We start from the raw sequence: 19,225 nt of genomic DNA on the forward strand, positions 1-19,225 counted from the left end.
AACGCCCGAAGGGCGTACGGGGGTCTGGGTGCTTGCCCCCCACGGCGGCGCCGCATATCGACAGAGGGAAGGGGCGGGTCGGGGTACAAGCCAGGCCTTCAGGCCAGGCGGGACAACGCGTCCGGCACCAGCGTCAGGTCCGCGTCGGAGGCCAGTCCGGCGTGGTAGAGCCGCAGTTGGTTCGCGCCCAGCCCGGCGGCGCGGGCGGCGTCGTCCGCGAGCGTGCCGGGGCTGCCGCCCATGCCGCCGACGACCGTGAGGTTGGCGGCCAGCACGGAGCCTCCGGCGCGCTGGTCCGCGAAGGGTGTCAGCAGCCGAGGCCCGCCGGTGCAGGGCACGACCACGCCGTCGGCGACGGACAGGATGTGCGCCGGATCGACGCCGGCGTTCGCACCGCAGTGGTACGCGACGGGGTCGGCGTGCAGCAGTACCTGGAAGCCGTCCGGGGCGGCGGCCCGTACCGCGGCGACCGTGTCTTCCTGGAGCGTACGGGCAGTTCGTGTCCGGAACTCCAGGGTGGCCGCGGCGAGTTCGGCGCCGAGCAGCTTCTCGATCCCGGCGTCGGCCGGCGCCGCGCCCTGCCAGACCGGCTCCAGGCCGTGCCGTACGGCGGCGGCCAGCAGGTTCGGCTCCATGCCCTGTTGTACGTAGCCGTCACGGCAGGCGGTACAGAAGCAGAGCGACATCAGATACTGCGCCGCGTCACCGAGGCCCACGCCCGCGATCTTGTCGTGGGCGTGCAGATGCGCGAGGCCGTACCAGCCGCAGGACTCCAGCTCGGTGCCGAGCGCACCGGGCCGTGTCGCCGCCTCCGCCGCCAGCTCCACCACCAGGGCGCGGACGGCGGGCTGCGCGATACAGGGCGCCCAGGGGTAGCGATCGCCGTAGACGTTGACCACCGAGGTGTCCGGACGCTCGGCGCCGAGGCGGGAGTTGTGGGCGAGGACCACCCAGGTGTGCACCTCGAGTCCGGCTTCGGTGAGGGCTGCGGCCGCTTCGCCGTAGGCGTCGCCGGAAGCCCAGGCCCCGGCGCCGTACGGGCGCAGCTCCCGGCCCGCCCAGCGAGCCTCGTCCATCTCGTAAAGCACGGCGGCGTGCTGTGCGGTGACGATCCGGTGCCGGGGGTGGCGCGGCGTCAGGGCCCGGGTGGAGTGGTAGGCGGCGGCCAGGGTGACCTGCTGGACGCCGAGGTCCGCGATCCGGGAGGCGGCGTGCGGGTCGCCCACGACGTCCCACGGGTAGAGGAAGGCGGAGGTCTTCACGCGCGCTCGTCCAGCAGGGCGCGGCCGCGCTCGATCAGTGCCGCCAGGGCCTTGATGTGGAGGGCGAGGGGTTCGCTCAGCGGCGGCCGCACCTCGCCGACGTCCAGACCTCCCAGCCGCACGCCCGCCTTGACGAGCGACACGGCGTAGCCGCGCCCGAGATTGCGTAGTTCGACCAGCGGCACGTAGAAGCTGTCCAGCAGTCTGCCGACCGCTTTGTCGTCGCCGGTGGTCAGCGCGCGATGGAAGGCGAGCGCGATGTCGGGCGCGAAGGCGAAGACGGCGGAGGAGTACAGGGTGATGCCGATGCCGCGGTAGGCGAGACCGGTGAGTTCGGCGGTGGGCAGCCCGTTGAAGTAGAGGAAGTCCTGGTCGGGCAGGTCGCGGCGGACGGCGCTGACGATGCGCTGCATCAGATCGAGGTCGCCACAGCCGTCCTTGAGGCCGATGATGCCGTCGACCTGCGCGAGTTCGACGACGGTCTCGGGAGCGAAGACGGCGTTGTCGCGCTGGTAGACGATGACGTCGAGGGAGGTGGCGGCGGCGAGCGCGGTGTAGTGACGCAGCAGTCCGCGCTGGTCGGCGACGACGAGGTACGGCGGCATGGCGAGGAGACCGTCGGCGCCCGCCTCGTCGGCGAGCTTCGCGAACCGGACGGCGAGCGCGGTGCCGTAGCCGGTGCCGGCGACGACGGGCACCTCGCCCGCCGTCTCCTCGACGGCCGCGGCGATGCAGTCGCGGAACTCCTCCGGGGTCAGGGCGTGGAACTCGCCCGTGCCGCAGCAGGCGAAGACCGCGGCCGCGCCCGCGTCGATACCGGTTCTCACATGGGCGCGGAAGGCATCGAGGTCGAGGGTGCCGTCCGGACCGTACGCGGTGACGGGGAAGAACAGCGGTCCTTGGGCCCGGGTGAGCCGGGCGGCGAGCGGGGCTGAGGTCACGGGCGCTCCCTGGGCCGTACACGGAGCCTCCGCGGCTCGTGCACAATTCTGATCGACGTCCACATTCCTGAACGCCGTCACGCTAGGGCAGCCGGATGGCACCGGTCAAGACAGAAAACCGCAACTCAGAGGCGGAGTCGGCCCCTCCGCGCCACACTTGACGGTGCCCGGACCACTCCCTAGCGTGTCCATGCATGTGAATGCCGTCTACGGACCTGAGCATTTTCGAGGAGATCCGCCCATGCCCGCTCCCCGCACCGTCCTGCTCACCGGCGCCGCAGGCGGCCTCGGCACGCTGATGCGGGGGCTGCTGCCCGCGTACGGCTACGAGCTCCGCCTCTTCGACGCCACTCCCATCGAGGGGGTGCCGGATGCGGTCACCGCCGACCTCGCCGACAAGGAGGCGCTGCGCGAAGCGGTACGGGGCGTCGACGCGATCATCCACCTCGCGGGGATCTCACTGGAAGCACCCTTCGAGAAGATCCTGCGCGCGAACATCGAAGGGACGCACAACCTCTACGTGGCGGCCCGTGAAGAGGGCATCGACCGCATCGTCTTCGCCTCCAGCAACCACGCGGTCGGCTTCACCCCGCGCCCGCACGGGCAGCCGCCCTTCGCGTCCGACCAGCTGATCCCCATCGACACCCCGCGGCGCCCCGACACCTTCTACGGCCTGTCCAAGTGCTTCGGCGAGGATCTGGCCCAGCTCTACTGGGATCTGCACGGCCTCGAGACCGTCTCCGTCCGCATCGGCTCCTGCTTCATGGAACCGACGTCCGTACGGATGCTGTCGGTCTGGATGAGCCCGGGCGACGGCGCCCGCCTCTTCCACGCCGCCCTCACCGCCGAGAACGTCGGCCACGCCGTCGTCTACGGCTCCTCCGCCAACACCCGCCTGTGGTGGGACCTCACGACGGCGCGCGCTCTCGGCTACGAGCCGCAGGACGACTCGGAGCAGTACGCCGAAAAGCTCGTCGCGCAGCAGGGCGAACTCGACCCGGACAACCCGGACCACGCACACCTGGGCGGCCACTTCACCACCAACCCGCCCCAGTGGCCGTACTGATCGCGCCCAGGGAAATTCGCGTGCCGAGCGGGCCGCGCCCCGGCCAGGATGTGAGACATGGCCAAGCCCTTCGGATTCAGCTACGCGCAGCACGGCGACGGCAGCGTCGTCATCACCCACCGCGGCCGCGCCGCCGGCACGCTGCGCGGCGCCCGCGCCGAGAAGTTCCTGGCCGAAGTGGAGTCGGGCGACGCCCAGCTGGTCATGGCCCGCTGGACCGGCGCGTACAAATTCGGCAATGAGCGCACCGCCCGCAACCACCCGCGCAACAGATAGCCCGAAGGTAAGGGAACGGTAAAGCGCCCTCAATCGTTATCCCCGGCATGACAGCTATGACCCCCGGCTCGAACATCCCTCTCTCCGTCGCCCGCGTGGTGGTGGACGTCGCCGCCCCGGTGCGGCTCGACGTATCGGGCCTGCTGCTCACCGCCGACGGCAAGGTGCGCTCCGACGACGACTTCATCTTCTACAACCAGCCGACGGGCCCCGGTGTCAGCTACCGCTCCGGTGGCGGCAGTGCGCCCGACGCGATCGTGGTGGACACCGCCGCGGTCCCGCCCGGTATCGAGAAGATCGTCGTCACGGCGAGCCCGGACGCCACGGGACAGACCTTCCAGGGCATCGAGCCGACCGCCACCATCCGCAGCGCCGACGACGGCAGCGCGCTCGCCACCTTCACGCCACCGCAGCTCGGTGCCGAGACCGCGCTGGTCGTCGTGGAGATCTACCTCCGTAACGGCGCCTGGAAGGCCCGTGCGGTCGGCCAGGGGTACGCGAACGGGCTGGCGGGCATCGCCACCGACTTCGGCGTCTCCGTCGACGAGGAGCCCGCCGCCGCGCCCGCTGCGGCCGCCACGCCCGCCCCTGCGGCCGCGCCTGTGGCCGCACCGTCGGCGCCGGCCGACCCGCGCCTGGCCGCGGCTCCGCCCGCCCCCTCCGCGCCCCCGGCCGCACCCGCACCCGCCGCCGGCGCCGGAAAAATCAACCTGGACAAGGGCCGGGTCAGCCTCCAGAAGAACCAGACCGTCTCCCTGGTCAAGGGCGGCCGACCGCTGCTCTCGCAGGTCAAGATGGGCCTCGGCTGGGAGCCGGCGTTCGGCGGCAAGGACATCGACCTCGACGCCTCCGTCATCGCCTACGGCCCCAACCGCAACCACCTGGACAGCTGCTACTTCGGCAAGCTCTCGATCCTGAACGGCGCGATCAAGCACTCCGGCGACAATCTGACGGGTGAGGGCGCGGGCGACGACGAGGTGATCGTCGTGGATCTGGGCCGGCTTCCTGCCGAGGCGACGGGCCTGGTCTTCACCGTCAACTCATTCTCGGGACAGAAGTTCACCGAGGTGGCCAAGGCCTACTGCCGACTGATCGACGCGGCGACGGGCGAGGAGCTGGTCCGCTTCGATCTCACCGGCGCGGAACCGCAGACCGGCGTCATGATGGCGAAACTGATCAAGCAGTTCTCGGGCGAATGGGACATGACCGCCATGGGCGATTTCGTGAAGTCCCGCACCGTGCGCGGCATGGTGAAGCCGGCCGCCCAGGCACTGTGACCCGCCGAGCACCGTGACCTGCGCCGCCGGGGCCGCCATCGCTGCTAGGTGATGGCGGGCCCGGGGGCCAGGTCCTCAGAGTTTGGCCAGCTTGGAGTATGGGCTCAGGATTCTTCCCTGACGCCCCGAGAAGTCGACGAGCACAGCGGCGTTGTCGCCCTCGACTGCGATGACTCTTCCGAGTCCGAACTGGTCATGCGAGACCCGGTCCCCCACTTCGTATTGCTCAATGGGTGGGGCAGCCGCGGCCGGTTTGTTGAAGGGACTGGAGGGCAGGTAGCGCCGGGATCCGGCTGACTTTGTCATTACCTCGAGTATGCGCCCTCGGGCCCCCGCCACGCCACGTCAGAACAGCGCGCTATAAGCATTGAGCGCGGGCTGGCCGCCGAGATGGGCGTAGAGCACGGTCGCTTCGGACCCGATCTCACCACGTGTGACCAGGTCTGTCATCCCGGCCATCGACTTCCCCTCGTACACCGGATCCGTCACCATCCCCTCCGTACGGGCCGCAAGACGCATCGCATCCAGCGTCGTGGCGTCCGGGATGCCGTATGTCCCCGCGTGGTACCGCGCGTCCAGTTCGATGTCCTGATCCGGCAGCTCGCGCTCCACTCCGATGAGTGAGGCGGTATTGCGTGCGATGCGCCCGATCTGCTCCCGGGTCCGCTCCGGGGCGGCCGAAGCGTCGATGCCGATCACGCGCCTCGGCCGGCCGCCGGCCTCCTCGAGCGCCGCGAAGCCCGCGATCATTCCGGCCTGTGTACTGCCGGTGACCGAGCAGACCACGACGGTGTCGAAGAAGACCCCTGACGCCCGCTCCTGCTCGGCCACTTCGTACGCCCAGTTGGCAAAGCCGAGCCCGCCCAGCGGATGATCGGAGGCACCGGCCGGGATCGCATACGGACGGCCGCCGCTCTCCTCGACGTCGCGCAGTGCCTGCTCCCAGCTCTCCTTGACGCCGATCCCGAACCCGGCGCGCACCAGCCGGACGTCGGCGCCCGCGAGCCGGCTGATCAGGATGTTGCCGACCTTGTCGTACACGGCGTCCGGCCAGTCGACCCAGCTCTCCTGCACCAGTACGCAGCGCAGCCCGGCGTGGGCGGCGACGGCCGCGACCTGGCGGGTGTGGTTGGACTGCACTCCGCCGATGGACACCAGGGTGTCGCAGCCCTTGGCGAGGGCGTCGGCGACGAGGTACTCCAACTTGCGCGTCTTGTTGCCGCCGTAGGCGATACCGGAGTTGCAGTCCTCGCGCTTGGCCCACAGCTCCGCGCCGCCGAGGTGGCGGGTCAGCCGGTCGAGCCGGTGCACCGGCGAGGGACCGAACAGCAGCGGATAGCGCTCGTACGACGTGATCGACACGCTGACTCCCTTGATTCGGATGATCAGAGAAGGTCCGGTTCGTCCGCAAGATCTTCGAGCGCGCGCCAGATCCGCGCGGTGACCCGGGCCACCTCGTCGGCATCGCCTGCGGCGCACGCTTCGATGAGCCGCACATGCAGCTCGGCCGACCGCAGCGCGCTGGCCTCGGCGAACTGCCGCCACTCCAGTCGGCGGATCAGCGGGGTGTGGCGCGCGATCGTCGCCGCGACAGCGCGGTTGCCGCAGGCCCGTACGAGTACGTCATGCAGCTCGTCGTCGGCCTGCAGCGCCTCGCCGACGGCACCGGTGCGGGTCGCGCTCTCGAAGCGGCTGTTCGCCTCGCGCATCTCGGCGATGTCCCCGCCCGTGAGCAGCGGTACGGCGGCCCTCGCGGCCAGCTCGTGCATGGCGCGCACGACGACGGCGGCCTCGCGCACGGCGCGCGGGTCGAGCCGCGTCACCCGCGTATAGCTCTGCGGCTTGGTCTCGACGAGCCCTTCCTCCGCGAGCCGTGCCAGCGCCTCGCGCACCGGGGCGCGCGAGAGCCCGAGCCGCTCGGCGAGGCCGGCGTCGCGCACGGGATCTCCCGGCGGCAGCTCGCCGCGCACGATGGCGTCCCGGATCGCCGCGTACGCCGTGTCGCGCAGCAGAGTCCGCCGTACCGGCCGCAGTGCACCCATGAACTGACATGTTAGATGTCAGCTCACAGGCGCACAACGGCCGCACTCATCCCCGGCTCACTTCCCGGGCTCACGCCGAGGACTCAATTCCAGGGTGCAGTTCCAGGACTCAATTCCAGGGCCAGTCGGCATCCCGGCCCCGCTCGAGCAGCGGCACCATGCGGAAGGCCGCGTCCGTGAGTCCCCCGAAGGTGTGCCGGTTCGGCTTGCCCGACGGAGCGTGGCCGGCCCGGTACCCCGCCAGGTTCCAGGTGTAGACCGGGATGTCCGCCGGGACCTGCTCGGTCGGGTCGCCGTGGTAGCTGTACGCCGCCTGCTCGTCGGTGACGATCAGCACCCGGTCGTGCTTCTTGTAGTGCTTGCGGACCGCCTCGGTGGTGTTGGTGCCGCCGAGGTCGCCGAAGCGCTCAAGGACCTTCAGTACGGACTCGCCCTTGCCGTACTTCACGGACGCGCTGCTCGTACCGAACTCGATCAGATCCGCGCGGTCCGCCCGCATCGCCACCGCCGCCCCGAACACCGCCGCCGCGTCGGCGCGGTTGAGCTCGGAGCGGTCCGAGAGCCGCGCCCACATGGAGCCCGAACGGTCGACCAGGATCAGCGTCCGGCCGGGCAGTGCGGGCACATTGGCCAGCGAGTGGCCGAGCGCCCGCTCCAGCGGGTACGACCAGCGCAGCGACGGCGCGTGCTGGTACGCGGCGAGGTAGCGGAAGGGGAACTGCCGCGATGCGGCGACCACTTCGGGATCCGAGATCTCCGCGGCGACCTGCGCGGCGACCTGGTCCGAGACGCCGGCCTCGTCGAAGTTCCGCAGGTTGCGGACCAGCGCCATCGGACCCATGGACGGGATGACGGCCTCCCAGGCCACCGCGTCCATCGGACCCTGCAGCCAGCCCGCGAGCGCCTCCCAGGTCATGCCCGCCTCGGCGAGGCGCGCCGCGCCGTCGGGCGCGGTGATCACCGCGCGCCGCTCGGCGGCCGGCACCGCCATCAGCGCCCGGTGGGCGGTGAGCGTGCGGTTCGTGGCGGGCGGCTCGGCCGTGTCCGGGTTGTGCCGGCGGTCGAGGGCGTACTGGAACAGCGCGCCCTGCCACGGCTTCCCGGGGTCGGGCGAGGCGTGAACGAGGTTGAGGATGTCGCCGAAGCGGTAGCCCTTGGAGGCGGTGTCGTACTTCAGCAGCGACTTTCCGCTGTAGAGGCGGGACACGGCGTCCGCGATACCGCGCTTGACGGGCTTGGGGACATTGCGGCCGTACTGCGAGGTCCAGTAGCCGAGCATTTCGCCCGGCTCGTCGGCACGCCGCAGTACGGATTCGACGACCTGACGGTTCGTCGGACCCGCGGTCACGGACGCGTCGAGGCGCGCCTTGACGTATTCGGCGGCGCCGACAATGGAGGCGGTCCGCATATTGCCCTCGCCGCGCAGCCACGCGAGCAGGCCGGCGGTCCACTCCGGGTCTTCGACGGCGAGTCGGCGTACGAGGATGGTGAAGCGGTTGTCACGGTCGCCGCCGGACTCGTAAAAGCTCTGCTGTGAAACGAAGTTGGCGACGGCCAGCAGAAAGAGCTCGGAGCGTGCGTCGCGCTCGGCGCCGATGCCGCCCTGGTGGGTGCGGACGGCGCGACCGGCCGACCGCACGGGCGAGACGGCCCCTGCCTTGGTGGTACGGGTGTTGAAGCGTGCCATGTGAATTCCCCCGAATTCCTGGGGGAAGCGCAGCAAAAGGGGTGCCCGAGATCAGGAGTCGGCGACGGACTTGTGCCGGGCGTGATTCCGGATTTCACCACCAGCCGTGGCTGGGCGGGATTCGAACCCGCAGCCTCCCGGTCCGAGGAAGTAACCGTTGCCTGCGCACCGGGCACCCCGAATGCTGAGCCTCCCGAGATCAAGAGTGGCTGCGGCGTGATTTCGTTGGAAGAAGTAGCCGCGGCCTTCGCACCGGGAGGTGCATGAAATTGTGGTGTGTCCAGAGATCGAGGCCGGCGGAACCGACAAGGTGCTCTGCCAACTGAGCTACACCGGCCCGAAGCCGGTGACGGGACTCGAACCCGCGGCCTCCCCATGAAGAGTGGAAGTAGGTCCTGCCTTCGCACCTGGACGAGGATCACCTTAGGAGGGCAACGTCCGGGTGCGCCAAGGGTTTTCCGGGGCAGCGACGGTCGCCGTGAAGACGGTGCGTGAACACATCGCCGCGGCCTGCCGCTACGCCCGTACCGGCACGAGGACGGTACGGGCGTACAACCGGGGCGGCGTCAACGGCACCGTCAGAGGTGCCGTCAGAGGTACTGCTACTGGCGCTTCCAGGGCCCCGTGATCGCGAGCATGATGCCCGGGGTCTGAATGTTGGCGTAGAGCGTCCGGCCGTCGGGCGAGAAGACGACTCCGGTGAACTCGCTGTACTCGGGCTCCGCCGCGGTGCCGATGTTCAGCTCGTTGCGCGCGATCGGGTACGTACGGCCGCGCTCGGTCGCGCCGAAGAGGTGCTGGACACCCTCGCCGTCCTCGGCGATGACCAGACCGCCGTACGGCGAGACGGTGATGTTGTCCGGGCCGTCGAAGGCGCCGTCCTTGGACGGGTCGGGGTTGACGCCGAGCAGCACCTTCAGCGTGAGGGCGCGGCGCTTGGGGTCGTAGAACCAGACCTGGCCGTCGTGCTGGACGGGGCTCTCCTCGCGGGCGTACGAGGAGACGATGTACACGCCGCCGTCGCCCCACCACATGCCTTCGAGCTTGCGGGCGCGGGTGATGTCCTTGTCGGCGAACTGCTTGCGCACGGAGACGGTGCGGCCGTCGCGGTCGGGTACGTCGACCCAGTCCACGCCGTAGACCGTGCCGATCTTCGTGGCGCGGGACAGATCGTCGACGAAGCGGCCGCCGGCGTCGTAGCACTTGGTCGCCTGGAGTACGCCGGCGTCGTCGGCGAGCTTGCGCAGCTGTCCGCGGCCGTGCCTGAAGCCGTGCGGCGGGACCCAGCGGAAGAGCAGGCCGTTGGGGCCGGAGGCGTCCTCGGTCAGAAAGGCGTGGCCGCGCTTGGGGTCGATGACGACGGCCTCGTGGGCGTACCGGCCGAAGGCCTTGATGGGCTTCGGGTCGCGGTTGGCACGCCGGTCGCAGGGGTCGACCTCGAAGACATAGCCGTGGTCCTTGGTCATACCGTTCTTGCCGGCGAGGTCCTCGGTCTCCTCGCAGGTGAGCCAGGTGCCCCACGGGGTGCGCCCGCCGGCGCAGTTGGTGGAGGTGCCGGCGATGCCGACCCACTGGGCGACCTCGCCGCTGCGGTGCACCTCGACGACCGAGCAGCCGCCGGAGGCCGCCGGGTCGTAGACGAGGCCCTCGCTGAGCGGCACCGGGTACTTCCAGCCGGAGCGGGGGCCCTTGAGCTCGTGGTTGTTGACGAGGAGGGTCACTCCGCGCGGGCCCTCGAAGGTGGCGGTGCCGTCGTGGTTGGAGGGGGTGAACTCGCCCGACTCCAGCTTGGTGACACCGCTGTGGGTGATGATCCGGTACGAGAATCCGGCGGGCAGCGCGAGGATCTTCTCAGGGTCGGACAGCAGCGGTCCGTAGCCGGGGCCGTGGCTGCCGTGCCCCCCGTGTCCGGCCTGCTCCGCGGTGTCGGCGGCGTCCTCCGCTGCGAGAGCGCCGGGTGCGGTGGCGAGCGTGCCGACGGCGCCGGTGAGGACGACTCCCGCGCCGGTGAGCGCGGACTGTCTGCTGAATTGCCTGCGGGTGAGCGGCATCGAGGTCTCCTGAGGGACGCATCCGACTGGCTGATGACGGCCACACACTTCCGCCCGCGCATAAACGGCACTTGAACACCGACCGACATCGAGGTCCCCGGGGCTCAATTCCTGCCCCGCCGCAGTCAGCGCCGCAAAGTCGGCGCTCCGGGGCGCTCCGGGGCCTGCCCCACTCGTCGGCTGGCGCCGCGAAGCCGCCGCCCGGGAGCCCGAGCAACTCGCCCGGCCACGAGCGCCTCCACTCAATCGCCGACCCACGACCGCGCCGTGCGCACGTCCTTCGCCGCTGCGCCGCGAAGCCGGCGCCCGGGAGCCTGAAGAACTCGCCCGGTCACAGGCGGCATCCACTCAACCAACGGCCCGCAGCCGCGCCGCGAAGCCGACGCCCCCGAGGCCCAACCCCTGCCCCGCCGCACGTCTGCGCGGCAAAGCCGACGCCCCGGAGCCCGAGCAACTCGCCTGGCCACGGGCGGCATCCACTCGACCACCGACCCACGACCGCGCCGTGTGCACGTCCTTCGCCGCTGCGCCGCCGCACGTCTGCGCGGCAAAGCCGACGCCCCGGAGCCCGAGCAACTCGCCCGGTCACAGGCGGCATCCACTCAACCAACGGCCCGCAGCCGCGCCGCGAAGCCGGCGCATCCGGGGTGCGGAGTACCCGCCCGGGGGGCCGGGGGCCTGACCCCGGTTACGGGAAGGGGCGGGCTGAGGGAAAGCCCCCGTCAGCCACCCGGCCGCGACCGCGCCTTGAACGCCGCCTTGCGGGCTTCCTTCGCCGCCCTCTTGTCCGGGTGCAGCCGGCCCATCGCCTCCAGTACGTCCGCAGTCGCCGGGTGATCCACCCGCCACGCCGCATCGAAGAAGCCGCTGTGCTGGCCGACCAGCCCCTCCACCAGGTCCCGGAGTTCCTCCAGGTCCCCCTCCGTGTCCAACTGCGCCGCGATCGTGTCGATCGCCAGCCAGAAGATCATCGACTCCGGCGGCGGCGGCACGTCCGACGCGCCACGCTCCGCCAGCCATACCCGGGCCAGGCCACCCAGTTCCGCGTCGTCGAGGACCGCGCGGACCGCCGGCTCGGCCTGTGGGCCCACCAGGGTCAGCGCCTGCTGGCAGTGGAGGCGGCGCAGTGGAGCTCCCGCGTCCGAGCCGCGCGCCGCCGCGAGGAGTTCGCGCGCGGAGTCGGCCGGGGTGCGCCGGGCCAGCCACTGCTCGGTCTCGGCCCGTGCCGACAGCTCCGGGTAGTGCGCGAGCCCGTCCAGGAGTGCGTCCGCCTCCTTGTCCGCCAGGTCCCCGACCGCCGGCGCGTTGATGCCCGCCTCCCGCATCCGGGCCCTGACGCCGTAGAGGCCGAGCGGAGTGAGCTTGACCATCCCGTACCGGGACACGTCCTCGTCGTCGACCGGAGGCGTCGGCTCCTCACCCTCCTCCGCCATCAACGCCTCGTCCACCGGCCGGTATTCGACCAGACCGATCGGCTCGAGCAGCCGGAACTGGTCGTCCAGCCGCATCATCGCGTCCGACACCTGCTCCAGTACGTCGTCGGTGGGCTCACCCATGTCGTCGGGCACGATCATCGACGCGGCCAGCGCGGGCAGCGGCACCGGCTCATCGCCCGCGCCGCCCTCGGAGACGGTCAGGAGATACAGGTTCCCGAGGACCCCGTCGAGGAACTCGGACTCCGTCTCCGGGTCCCAGTCGAGCGTCTCGAAGTCGATCTCGCCGTCCTCGCCGATGGCGCCGGCCAGGTCCTCCAGAACAGGAGCGGTGGCGTCCGCGTGCACGGCCTCCAGGGCGTCCTGCCAGATCGCGAGGATGTCCTGCGGTCCGCCCGAGACGATCAGTTCGAGGTTCTCCCCCGCGCTGACCGTGCCGTACTCCGCATCGTCGTCCTGCGGCTCCTGGACTTCCACCAGCCCGGCGTCGACGGCGAGACGCCATGCCTCACTCGCGTACGCCGGACCGTCGCCTTCGGCACCGAGCCCCAGCTCCTCCGCGGCCACGGGCAACTGCTCGTCGACGAGTTCGCCGCCGGCGCCGACCCGCGTCCCGGGACCCGCCCAGCGGGCGAGCCGGACGGCCCTGGTCAGCAGCGGCGTGGCCAGCGCGTCCCGCGCCAGCTCCGCGTCCGAGTGCAGCCGCACCGGCGGCAGGGTGGGGCGGTCTTCCGACATCTGGTGGTTCTCCTCGGGGCGTACGGGTGCGGGCGGCCCGGTGGGCGGCCCCCAGCGTAGACGCATTTCACCGGGTTTCGCCGAGCCCGGGCAGTACGCGCAAGGCATGCCGGGCGTCGCGCAGGCTCCCATGTACCGATTCACCTGCCCGTCGGTCGCCGTACACCCGTCAACCCTTGACAACTCCCCTACAAAACCAAGAGATTGACGCGCGTAGAACCATTTTGCGCCACCCCTCATCCCTCACTCCCGGAGTTCGTTGATGCCTTCCTCCGTCGTACCGAGAACCACCGCCGTCTCGGCCGTCGTCGCCGTCGCGCTGGCCGCAGGCCTGCTCGCAGGCTCCTCCGCTGCCTCCGCCGCCGCCTCCGCCGGTGAGGTCCGGATCCATGACATCCAGGGCTCCACCCGGATATCCCCGCTGGTCGGGCAGCAGGTGACCGAAGTATCCGGCATCGTCACGGGCGTACGGACCTACGGCTCCAAGGGCTTCTGGTTCCAGGACCCGCAGGCCGACGCAGACCCCGCCACCAGCGAGGGCGTCTTCGTCTACACCGGCTCCAACCCGACCGTCGCCGTCGGCGACCAGGTGCTGGTCTCCGGCACCGTCGGCGAGTACATCCCCGGCGGCACCTCCTCCGGCAACCAGTCGCTCACCCAGATCGCCAAGCCGGCCGTCACCGTGGTCTCGTCCCAGAACCCGCTGCCCGCTCCGGTCACCGTCTCCGCCCGGTCGGTCCCCTCGGCCTACGCCCCCGCCGGTGACGCGGCGGCCGCCGGCAGCATCAACGCGCTGCCGTTGAAGCCCCGCGCCTACGCCCTGGACTACTACGAGTCGCTCGAGGGCAGCAACGTACGCATCGGCACCTCGCGCGTCGTCGGCGCGACCGACCCGCACGCCGAGCTGTGGGTGACGGTGAAGCCGCACGAGAACCCGGTCCGGCGCGGCGGCACGCTCTACAACTCGTACACCGCGCAGAACACCGGGCGGCTCCAGATCCAGTCGCTGACGCCGCTCGCCGAGAAGCCCTTCCCCACGGCGAACGTCGGGGACGTACTGTCCGGCACCACCGAAGGACCCCTGGACTTCAACCAGTTCGGCGGCTACACACTGACCGCGCGGACCCTCGGCACGGTGCAGAACCGTGGCCTGAAGCGTGAGGCGACGCGCAAGCAGCGCGACGGCGAGCTCGCGGTCGCCACCTACAACGTGGAGAACCTCGACCCGTCCGACCCGCAGGCGAAGTTCGACGCGCTGGCGGGCGCGGTCGTGACCAACCTCGCCTCGCCCGACATCCTCGCCCTGGAGGAGATCCAGGACGACAACGGCGCCAAGAACGACGGCACGGTCTCGGCCGAGGAGACGCTGAAGAAGTTCACGGCGGCGATCACCGCGGCCGGCGGTCCCGCGTACCAGTGGCGCACCATCAACCCCGAGAACAACAAGGACGGCGGCGAGCCGGGCGGCAACATCCGTCAGGTCTTCCTCTTCAACCCGGAGCGGGTCTCCTTCACCGACCGCGCGGGCGGCGACGCGAAGACGGCGACCGCTGTCGTACGGGAGGGGGGCCACGCTGCCCTGACCCTCTCCCCCGGCCGGATCGACCCGTCCAACGCCGCCTGGAGCGACAGCCGCAAGCCGCTGGCCGGCGAGTTCACCTTCCGCGGCCGTACGGTCTTCGTGATCGCCAACCACTTCGGCTCGAAGGGCGGCGACGAGTCGCTGACCTCGCACCACCAGCCGCCGAACCGTTCCTCCGAGACCAAGCGCCTCCTGCAGGCGCAGGCCGTGAACGCCTTCGTCAAGGACATCCTGAAGGCCGACCGCCGCGCCGATGTCCTGGCCCTCGGGGACATCAACGACTTCGAGTTCTCCGCGACGACGAAGGCTCTGACGGACGGCGGTGCGCTCTACCCGGCGGTCAAGTCCCTGCCCTGCTCCGAGCGTTACTCGTACGTCTTCCAGGGCAACAGCCAGGTTCTCGACCAGATCCTGACGAGCCCGTCGATCCATGACTTCGCGTACGACAGCGTGCACATCAACGCGGAGTTCGCGGACCAGAACAGCGATCACGACCCGCAGGTCCTGCGCTTCCGCCCGTAGTCGCTCGCAGTACCGCCGAAACACCGCAGTACGGCAGTACGTTCAGTACGGCAGTACAGTCGGCTGCACGCCCGCGCTGAGGCTCAGCGCGGGCGTGTACCGGTTCACGCCGCCACCTGTCACGCCGGGGAAGCTCCGCACCTTCTCCCACTGCGGAGTCCTCGACCCGACCCCGTCGCCGGGCGCGGCCAGCGCCTCGCGGTGTGCCTCGGCGCTCTCCCACTCGGCGTAGTTGAGCACCCGGGTCCCGTCGACGCTGATGTGGAAGTGCCCGGAGATCCCGCCCGGCCGCGGGTGCGGATCCGTTCCCAGGGCTTCGAAGACGCCGTCCACCCAGGCTCGTTGGCGCTCGGCGTCCGGCCCGTCGAACTCCACGTCCACGATCACCACACAGCCCGGGATCCGCCGGTCGTCCGTCCCGAGGCCGCCGCTGCGGTAGAGCTCGTAGGAGTGCGGCCCGAGCCGCTGGACGCCGGGCACGGCCGCGTCGATCTCCTCGTTCCTGTCGTCCCGGTAGGCGCGGAGGAACGCCTGGTAGGCGTCCTCGTCCTGCCACTGCGAGTAGTGGAGGAGCGTCCTGCCGTCCTCGCCGACGCAGACGCTGTACGAGAGCAGTCCGGCACAGGGCCAGTCCCGGCTCTGCCAGGCCTTGGAGATGGCCTCGACGGCGGCCCGCTGCCGCTCGGGCGTGCCGACGTCCCAGGTGGACGCTTTGACGAGGCCGACCCCGGCGCGGGTGAGGTCGGGCCGGGAGTCGGGCTGCACGGTCACGGTCATGGCGATGCCTCCTCGCTCGGCACGCCCTGCTGGCGCGCCGCCGATCGCCATCCTGAAACGTGAACCATGGTTGAGGTCAACAGCGGTCAACCGCGGTCAACCGCCCACGCCCACATCGTTGTTGGGCGCGCCGTCCCCCACCGGCGGCAGATCGCCGCGCTCGACCGGCGCGGTGGGCACCTGCTGCGGCAGGATCTCGTCCAGCTCCCGGTCGTCCGCGTGGCGGGCGGCCTTGGCGGCGCGCCGCAGGGTGTCGCGGTCCACGGCCCCGTCGGCGCCGATCCGTACGACATGACCGTCCTCGGCCCGCGCGTACTCGTGCGCGTCGCCGGACGTCCGGTACCAGAATGTGCCGTCCCGCTCGCACTTCACGGGCCCTCCCTCCGCCGGATACACGGAACGCTCCGCGCAGTTGGCCTCGGTCAGCGTTCCCCGGTCGACCTCCAGCTGTATCCGGCCGCCGCTCTTGGAGACATACGCGCTGGAGAAGCCGTCGCCGCCGGAGACTCCGACAGACTGCTTCGCGAGGTTGTAGCCGTCGACGCCGGTGACGTAGATGTGCTCCATCGCGGACTGCATATACCGGGCTCGCGCCTCCAGTTGGGACCGGTCGGGCGCCCGTCGTGAGGATCCCGACGGTTTCGACGACCCTGCCGGTCCCGAGGGCTCTGAGGCTCCTGAGGCGGCCTTCTCGGTGCCGCAGCCGGTCAGGACGAGAGGCAGCAGCAGAATCAGCGGGAGGTGGCGCACGGCTCGGATCATGGACACATCCTGCCGGGCGCGGCACAACGAACCGGCCGTGGCCGCGATCACCGTTCGGTGACGGGTAGCGGAGCGCGCGGTTCCCGCGCCGGCGGCGTGCCCGGCGGTGCCGGCTCACAACGACGGATTCCGGAACGGACAGACCGCGTCGACACCACCCCCAAGGCCGCATGCACACTCAATAGTTCAGCTCTGCTTGCCTCTCACCGCAAGAAAATCTAAGTGGACCTTCACGCTCTGCCCGGCCGAAACTGCCGTATGACCACATCCCGCCCTTTCGGCCGCGCGCTCTGCGCGATGATCACGCCCTTCACCGACGCCGGTGAGCTGGACCTGGACGGCGCCCGGAATCTGGCGGACCATCTGGTGGCCGAGGGCTGCGACGGCCTCGTTCTGAACGGCACCACAGGTGAGTCGCCGACCACCTCGGACGCGGAGAAGACCGCTCTCGTACGGGCGGTGGTGGAGGCGGTCGGCGACCGCGCGTCCGTCGTCGCGGGCGTGGGCAGCGCGGACACCCGGCACACCGTGGAGCTGGCGCAGGCCGCCGAGGCGGCGGGCGCGGACGGGGTGCTGGTGGTGACGCCGTACTACAGCCGTCCGCCGCAGACGGCTGTCGAGGCGCACTTCAGGCGGGTCGCGGACGCGGTCGGCATCCCGCTGATGCTGTACGACATCCCGGGCCGCACCGGCACCCGTATCGAGCCGGACACGCTGATGCGCCTGGCCGGGCATCCGCGGATCGTGGCCGTCAAGGACTGCGCGTACGACCTGCTCGGCTCGACGAAGGTGATCGCCCGGACCTCGCTGGCCTACTACTCGGGCAGCGAGGAGCTGAATCTTCCGCTGTACGCGGTGGGCGGTGCGGGTTTCGTCAGCACGGTCGCGAATGTCGCGCCGCGGCAGCTGCGGGCGGCGCTCGACGCATACGACGCGGGGCAGGTCGCCGAGGCAGCCCGCCTGAATCAACTCACCGCTCCGCTGGCCGAGTTGATGATGGCGTCGGGCCTGCCCGGCACGGTGACCGTGAAGGCACTGATCGACGCGGGGCCGGTCCGGGAACCGCTGCAGCCCGCCGGCCGCGAGGCGACCGACGGCCTGCGCAGGGCGTACGTGGAGCTGCTCGTGTCGACGTCCAACCCGTCCGGCGTCTGAGGACCGGGCCCGGGCGGAGCCCTGAGGACGCCTCGGTTGTGGCGGTGGGAGGTTGCGGGCCTCCCCTCACCCGGCATCGGCTTCCAGCAGTACCGATCCCGGTCCTGAGAACGTCCTCCAGCTGGGCAGCGCCACGGTCGGCAACTACGGCGAGGCCTGCGCCTCGACCCGAACCGCCCCGCCGATGAGTTCGACCTGCAGTGCGTGGGCTCCCTCACCCTGGCCGAGGGGCAGATCACCTTCCAGGGTCGGTTCACCATTACCTCTGCCGGCCCCGGCGACATCAGCTTCGCGATCACCGGCGGCACCGGGTCCTACCGCACAGCCCACGGCTCCATCCACGCCGTCAACGTCAGTGCCACGGATACGCAGCTCACCGTCCACCTCATCCGCTGACAGGACAGGAGAAGCGCTCGCGGACAACCTCATGTGAACGGCCCCTGACCGAGTTTCCTGGTCAGGGGCCGTTCACAGGGCGCCACAGGCGTGCCGGACGGCCCGACTCACGGGGAACAGCGGCAGCGGAGCGCCCTCCCGGACAACTGGCGACAGCTCAGCCGCAGGTCAGTGCGGTTGGGCGTCAGTTGTGGCTGTGCAGGACCTCGTTGAGCCCGCCCCACACAGCGTTGTTCGGGCGGGCCTCGACGGCGCCGGTGACCGAGTTGCGGCGGAAGAGGATGTTGCTCGCGCCGGACAGCTCGCGGGCCTTGACGATCTGCCCGTCGGGCAGGGTGACCCGGGTACCGGCGGTGACGTACAGACCGGCCTCGACGACGCACTCGTCGCCGAGCGCGATGCCGACGCCCGCCTCGGCGCCGATCAGGCAGCGCTCGCCGATGACGATGCGGACGTTGCCGCCACCGGAGAGCGTGCCCATGGTGGAGGCGCCGCCGCCGATGTCGGAGCCGTCGCCGACGACGACGCCCGCGGAGATCCGGCCCTCGACCATCGACGTGCCGAGCGTGCCGGCGTTGAAGTTGACGAAGCCCTCGTGCATCACGGTGGTGCCCTCGGCGAGGTGCGCGCCGAGGCGGACGCGGTCGGCGTCGGCGATGCGCACGCCCTTGGGCGCGACGTAGTCCGTCATCCGCGGGAACTTGTCGATGCTCGTCACGGCCAGGTGCAGACCCTCGGCGCGAGCATTCAGCCGGACCTCCTCAACGTCGTCGACGGCGACCGGGCCGAGCGAGGTCCAGGCGACATTGGTGAGCAGGCCGAAGAGGCCGTCCAGGTTCTGGCCGTGCGGCTTGACCAGGCGGTGCGAGAGCAGGTGCAGACGCAGATACGCGTCGTGCGCGTCCAGCGGCTTGTCGTCGAGCGAGGCGATGACCGTACGGACGGCGACGACCTCGACGCCGCGGCGGGCGTCCGGGCCGAGCGCCTTGGCGGCGCCCTCGCCGAGCAGCTCGACGGCACGCTCGGCGGTCAGCCGCTCGGTCCCGGCGGGGCCGGGCTCGATGGACAGCTCGGGGGCGGGGAACCAGGTGTCGAGGACGGTGCCGTCGGCGGTGAGCGTGGCGAGCCCGGCGGCGACGGCGCCGGTGGTGCGAGGAGCAGTGGTGTCGGTCATGACAGAAAACTTAACCGGCCGGGGCGGGCGGGGGCGAACCGGTCTCAGGTGCCGGTCGCGCGTCCGCCCCGTCCCACCCCCGGC

At 70.9% G+C, this 19,225-nt stretch carries 16 protein-coding genes and 1 pseudogene; 6 read left to right on the forward strand and 11 right to left on the reverse strand.

Going from position 1 to position 19,225, the window contains the following annotated elements:
• Positions 1-98: 98 nt before the first annotated feature.
• The gene (locus OG735_RS10230) at positions 99-1,262 is read right to left on the reverse strand and encodes a hypothetical protein (RefSeq protein WP_327322821.1); all 1,164 of its coding nucleotides are present in this window, start codon (positions 1,260-1,262) and stop codon (positions 99-101) included.
• Positions 1,259-2,203, reverse strand: coding sequence for a 5-dehydro-4-deoxyglucarate dehydratase (locus OG735_RS10235; RefSeq protein WP_327322822.1), 945 nt, complete (start codon positions 2,201-2,203; stop codon positions 1,259-1,261). The genes OG735_RS10230 and OG735_RS10235 overlap by 4 nt, the downstream gene beginning before the upstream one ends.
• Positions 2,204-2,444: 241 nt before the next feature.
• On the opposite strand from OG735_RS10235, the gene OG735_RS10240 reads away from it, so the two are divergent.
• Genes OG735_RS10240 through OG735_RS10250 form a run of 3 tightly spaced genes read left to right on the forward strand, consistent with a single transcriptional unit; the run spans position 2,445 to position 4,822 of the window.
• Positions 2,445-3,269, forward strand: a complete 825-nt coding sequence (locus OG735_RS10240) for an NAD-dependent epimerase/dehydratase family protein (protein WP_327322823.1) — start codon at positions 2,445-2,447, stop codon at positions 3,267-3,269.
• Between the two features lie 57 nt (positions 3,270-3,326).
• Positions 3,327-3,545, forward strand: a complete 219-nt coding sequence (locus tag OG735_RS10245) for a hypothetical protein (protein ID WP_327322824.1) — start codon at positions 3,327-3,329, stop codon at positions 3,543-3,545.
• 47 nt (positions 3,546-3,592) lie between these two features.
• A complete protein-coding gene (locus tag OG735_RS10250) occupies positions 3,593-4,822 on the forward strand; it encodes a TerD family protein (RefSeq protein ID WP_327322825.1) in 1,230 nt (409 codons plus the stop codon).
• A gap of 75 nt (positions 4,823-4,897) precedes the next feature.
• Here the strand turns inward: OG735_RS10250 and OG735_RS10255 are convergent, their stop codons facing one another.
• The 6 genes from OG735_RS10255 to OG735_RS10280 all read right to left on the reverse strand — a co-directional run bounded on the left by OG735_RS10255 (position 4,898) and on the right by OG735_RS10280 (position 12,773).
• The gene (locus tag OG735_RS10255) at positions 4,898-5,128 is read right to left on the reverse strand and encodes a hypothetical protein (protein WP_215093417.1); all 231 of its coding nucleotides are present in this window, start codon (positions 5,126-5,128) and stop codon (positions 4,898-4,900) included.
• Between the two features lie 39 nt (positions 5,129-5,167).
• Positions 5,168-6,184, reverse strand: coding sequence for a 1-aminocyclopropane-1-carboxylate deaminase (locus OG735_RS10260; RefSeq protein ID WP_327322826.1), 1,017 nt, complete (start codon positions 6,182-6,184; stop codon positions 5,168-5,170).
• A gap of 23 nt (positions 6,185-6,207) precedes the next feature.
• The gene (locus OG735_RS10265; protein WP_327322827.1) at positions 6,208-6,864 is read right to left on the reverse strand and encodes a GntR family transcriptional regulator; all 657 of its coding nucleotides are present in this window, start codon (positions 6,862-6,864) and stop codon (positions 6,208-6,210) included.
• Positions 6,865-6,973: 109 nt separating this feature from the next.
• The gene (locus OG735_RS10270; protein ID WP_327322828.1) at positions 6,974-8,551 is read right to left on the reverse strand and encodes a TROVE domain-containing protein; all 1,578 of its coding nucleotides are present in this window, start codon (positions 8,549-8,551) and stop codon (positions 6,974-6,976) included.
• A gap of 602 nt (positions 8,552-9,153) precedes the next feature.
• Entirely contained in the window at positions 9,154-10,602 is a 1,449-nt protein-coding gene (locus OG735_RS10275) for an alkaline phosphatase PhoX (protein ID WP_327322829.1), read from the reverse strand.
• A 722-nt stretch (positions 10,603-11,324) separates the two neighbouring features.
• Positions 11,325-12,773, reverse strand: a complete 1,449-nt coding sequence (locus tag OG735_RS10280; protein WP_327322830.1) for a hypothetical protein — start codon at positions 12,771-12,773, stop codon at positions 11,325-11,327.
• A gap of 262 nt (positions 12,774-13,035) precedes the next feature.
• On the opposite strand from OG735_RS10280, the gene OG735_RS10285 reads away from it, so the two are divergent.
• The gene (locus tag OG735_RS10285; RefSeq protein WP_327322831.1) at positions 13,036-14,877 is read left to right on the forward strand and encodes an endonuclease/exonuclease/phosphatase family protein; all 1,842 of its coding nucleotides are present in this window, start codon (positions 13,036-13,038) and stop codon (positions 14,875-14,877) included.
• A 42-nt stretch (positions 14,878-14,919) separates the two neighbouring features.
• Here the strand turns inward: OG735_RS10285 and OG735_RS10290 are convergent, their stop codons facing one another.
• Both OG735_RS10290 and OG735_RS10295 read right to left on the reverse strand, forming a co-directional pair.
• Positions 14,920-15,648, reverse strand: coding sequence for an antibiotic biosynthesis monooxygenase (locus OG735_RS10290; RefSeq protein ID WP_442812595.1), 729 nt, complete (start codon positions 15,646-15,648; stop codon positions 14,920-14,922).
• 102 nt (positions 15,649-15,750) lie between these two features.
• The gene (locus OG735_RS10295; protein WP_327322833.1) at positions 15,751-16,416 is read right to left on the reverse strand and encodes a hypothetical protein; all 666 of its coding nucleotides are present in this window, start codon (positions 16,414-16,416) and stop codon (positions 15,751-15,753) included.
• Between the two features lie 258 nt (positions 16,417-16,674).
• Here OG735_RS10295 and dapA point away from each other — a divergent pair, with 258 nt between their 5' ends.
• Both dapA and OG735_RS10305 read left to right on the forward strand, forming a co-directional pair.
• Positions 16,675-17,571 carry a 4-hydroxy-tetrahydrodipicolinate synthase gene (gene dapA, locus OG735_RS10300; RefSeq protein WP_327322834.1) on the forward strand — a complete coding sequence of 299 codons (897 nt, stop codon included), beginning with the start codon at positions 16,675-16,677 and terminating at the stop codon, positions 17,569-17,571.
• Positions 17,572-17,680: 109 nt separating this feature from the next.
• Positions 17,681-17,967 (forward strand): annotated as a pseudogene (locus OG735_RS10305) (allene oxide cyclase barrel-like domain-containing protein); the annotation flags it as partial.
• Positions 17,968-18,151: 184 nt separating this feature from the next.
• On the opposite strand, the gene dapD reads toward OG735_RS10305, so the two are convergent.
• Complete coding sequence (gene dapD, locus OG735_RS10310) at positions 18,152-19,141, reverse strand: 2,3,4,5-tetrahydropyridine-2,6-dicarboxylate N-succinyltransferase (RefSeq protein WP_327322836.1); 990 nt, start codon at positions 19,139-19,141, stop codon at positions 18,152-18,154.
• Between the last annotated feature and the right edge of the window lie 84 nt (positions 19,142-19,225).

The organism is Streptomyces sp. NBC_01210 (assembly GCF_036010325.1).
Taxonomy (GTDB): Bacteria; Actinomycetota; Actinomycetes; order Streptomycetales; family Streptomycetaceae; genus Streptomyces.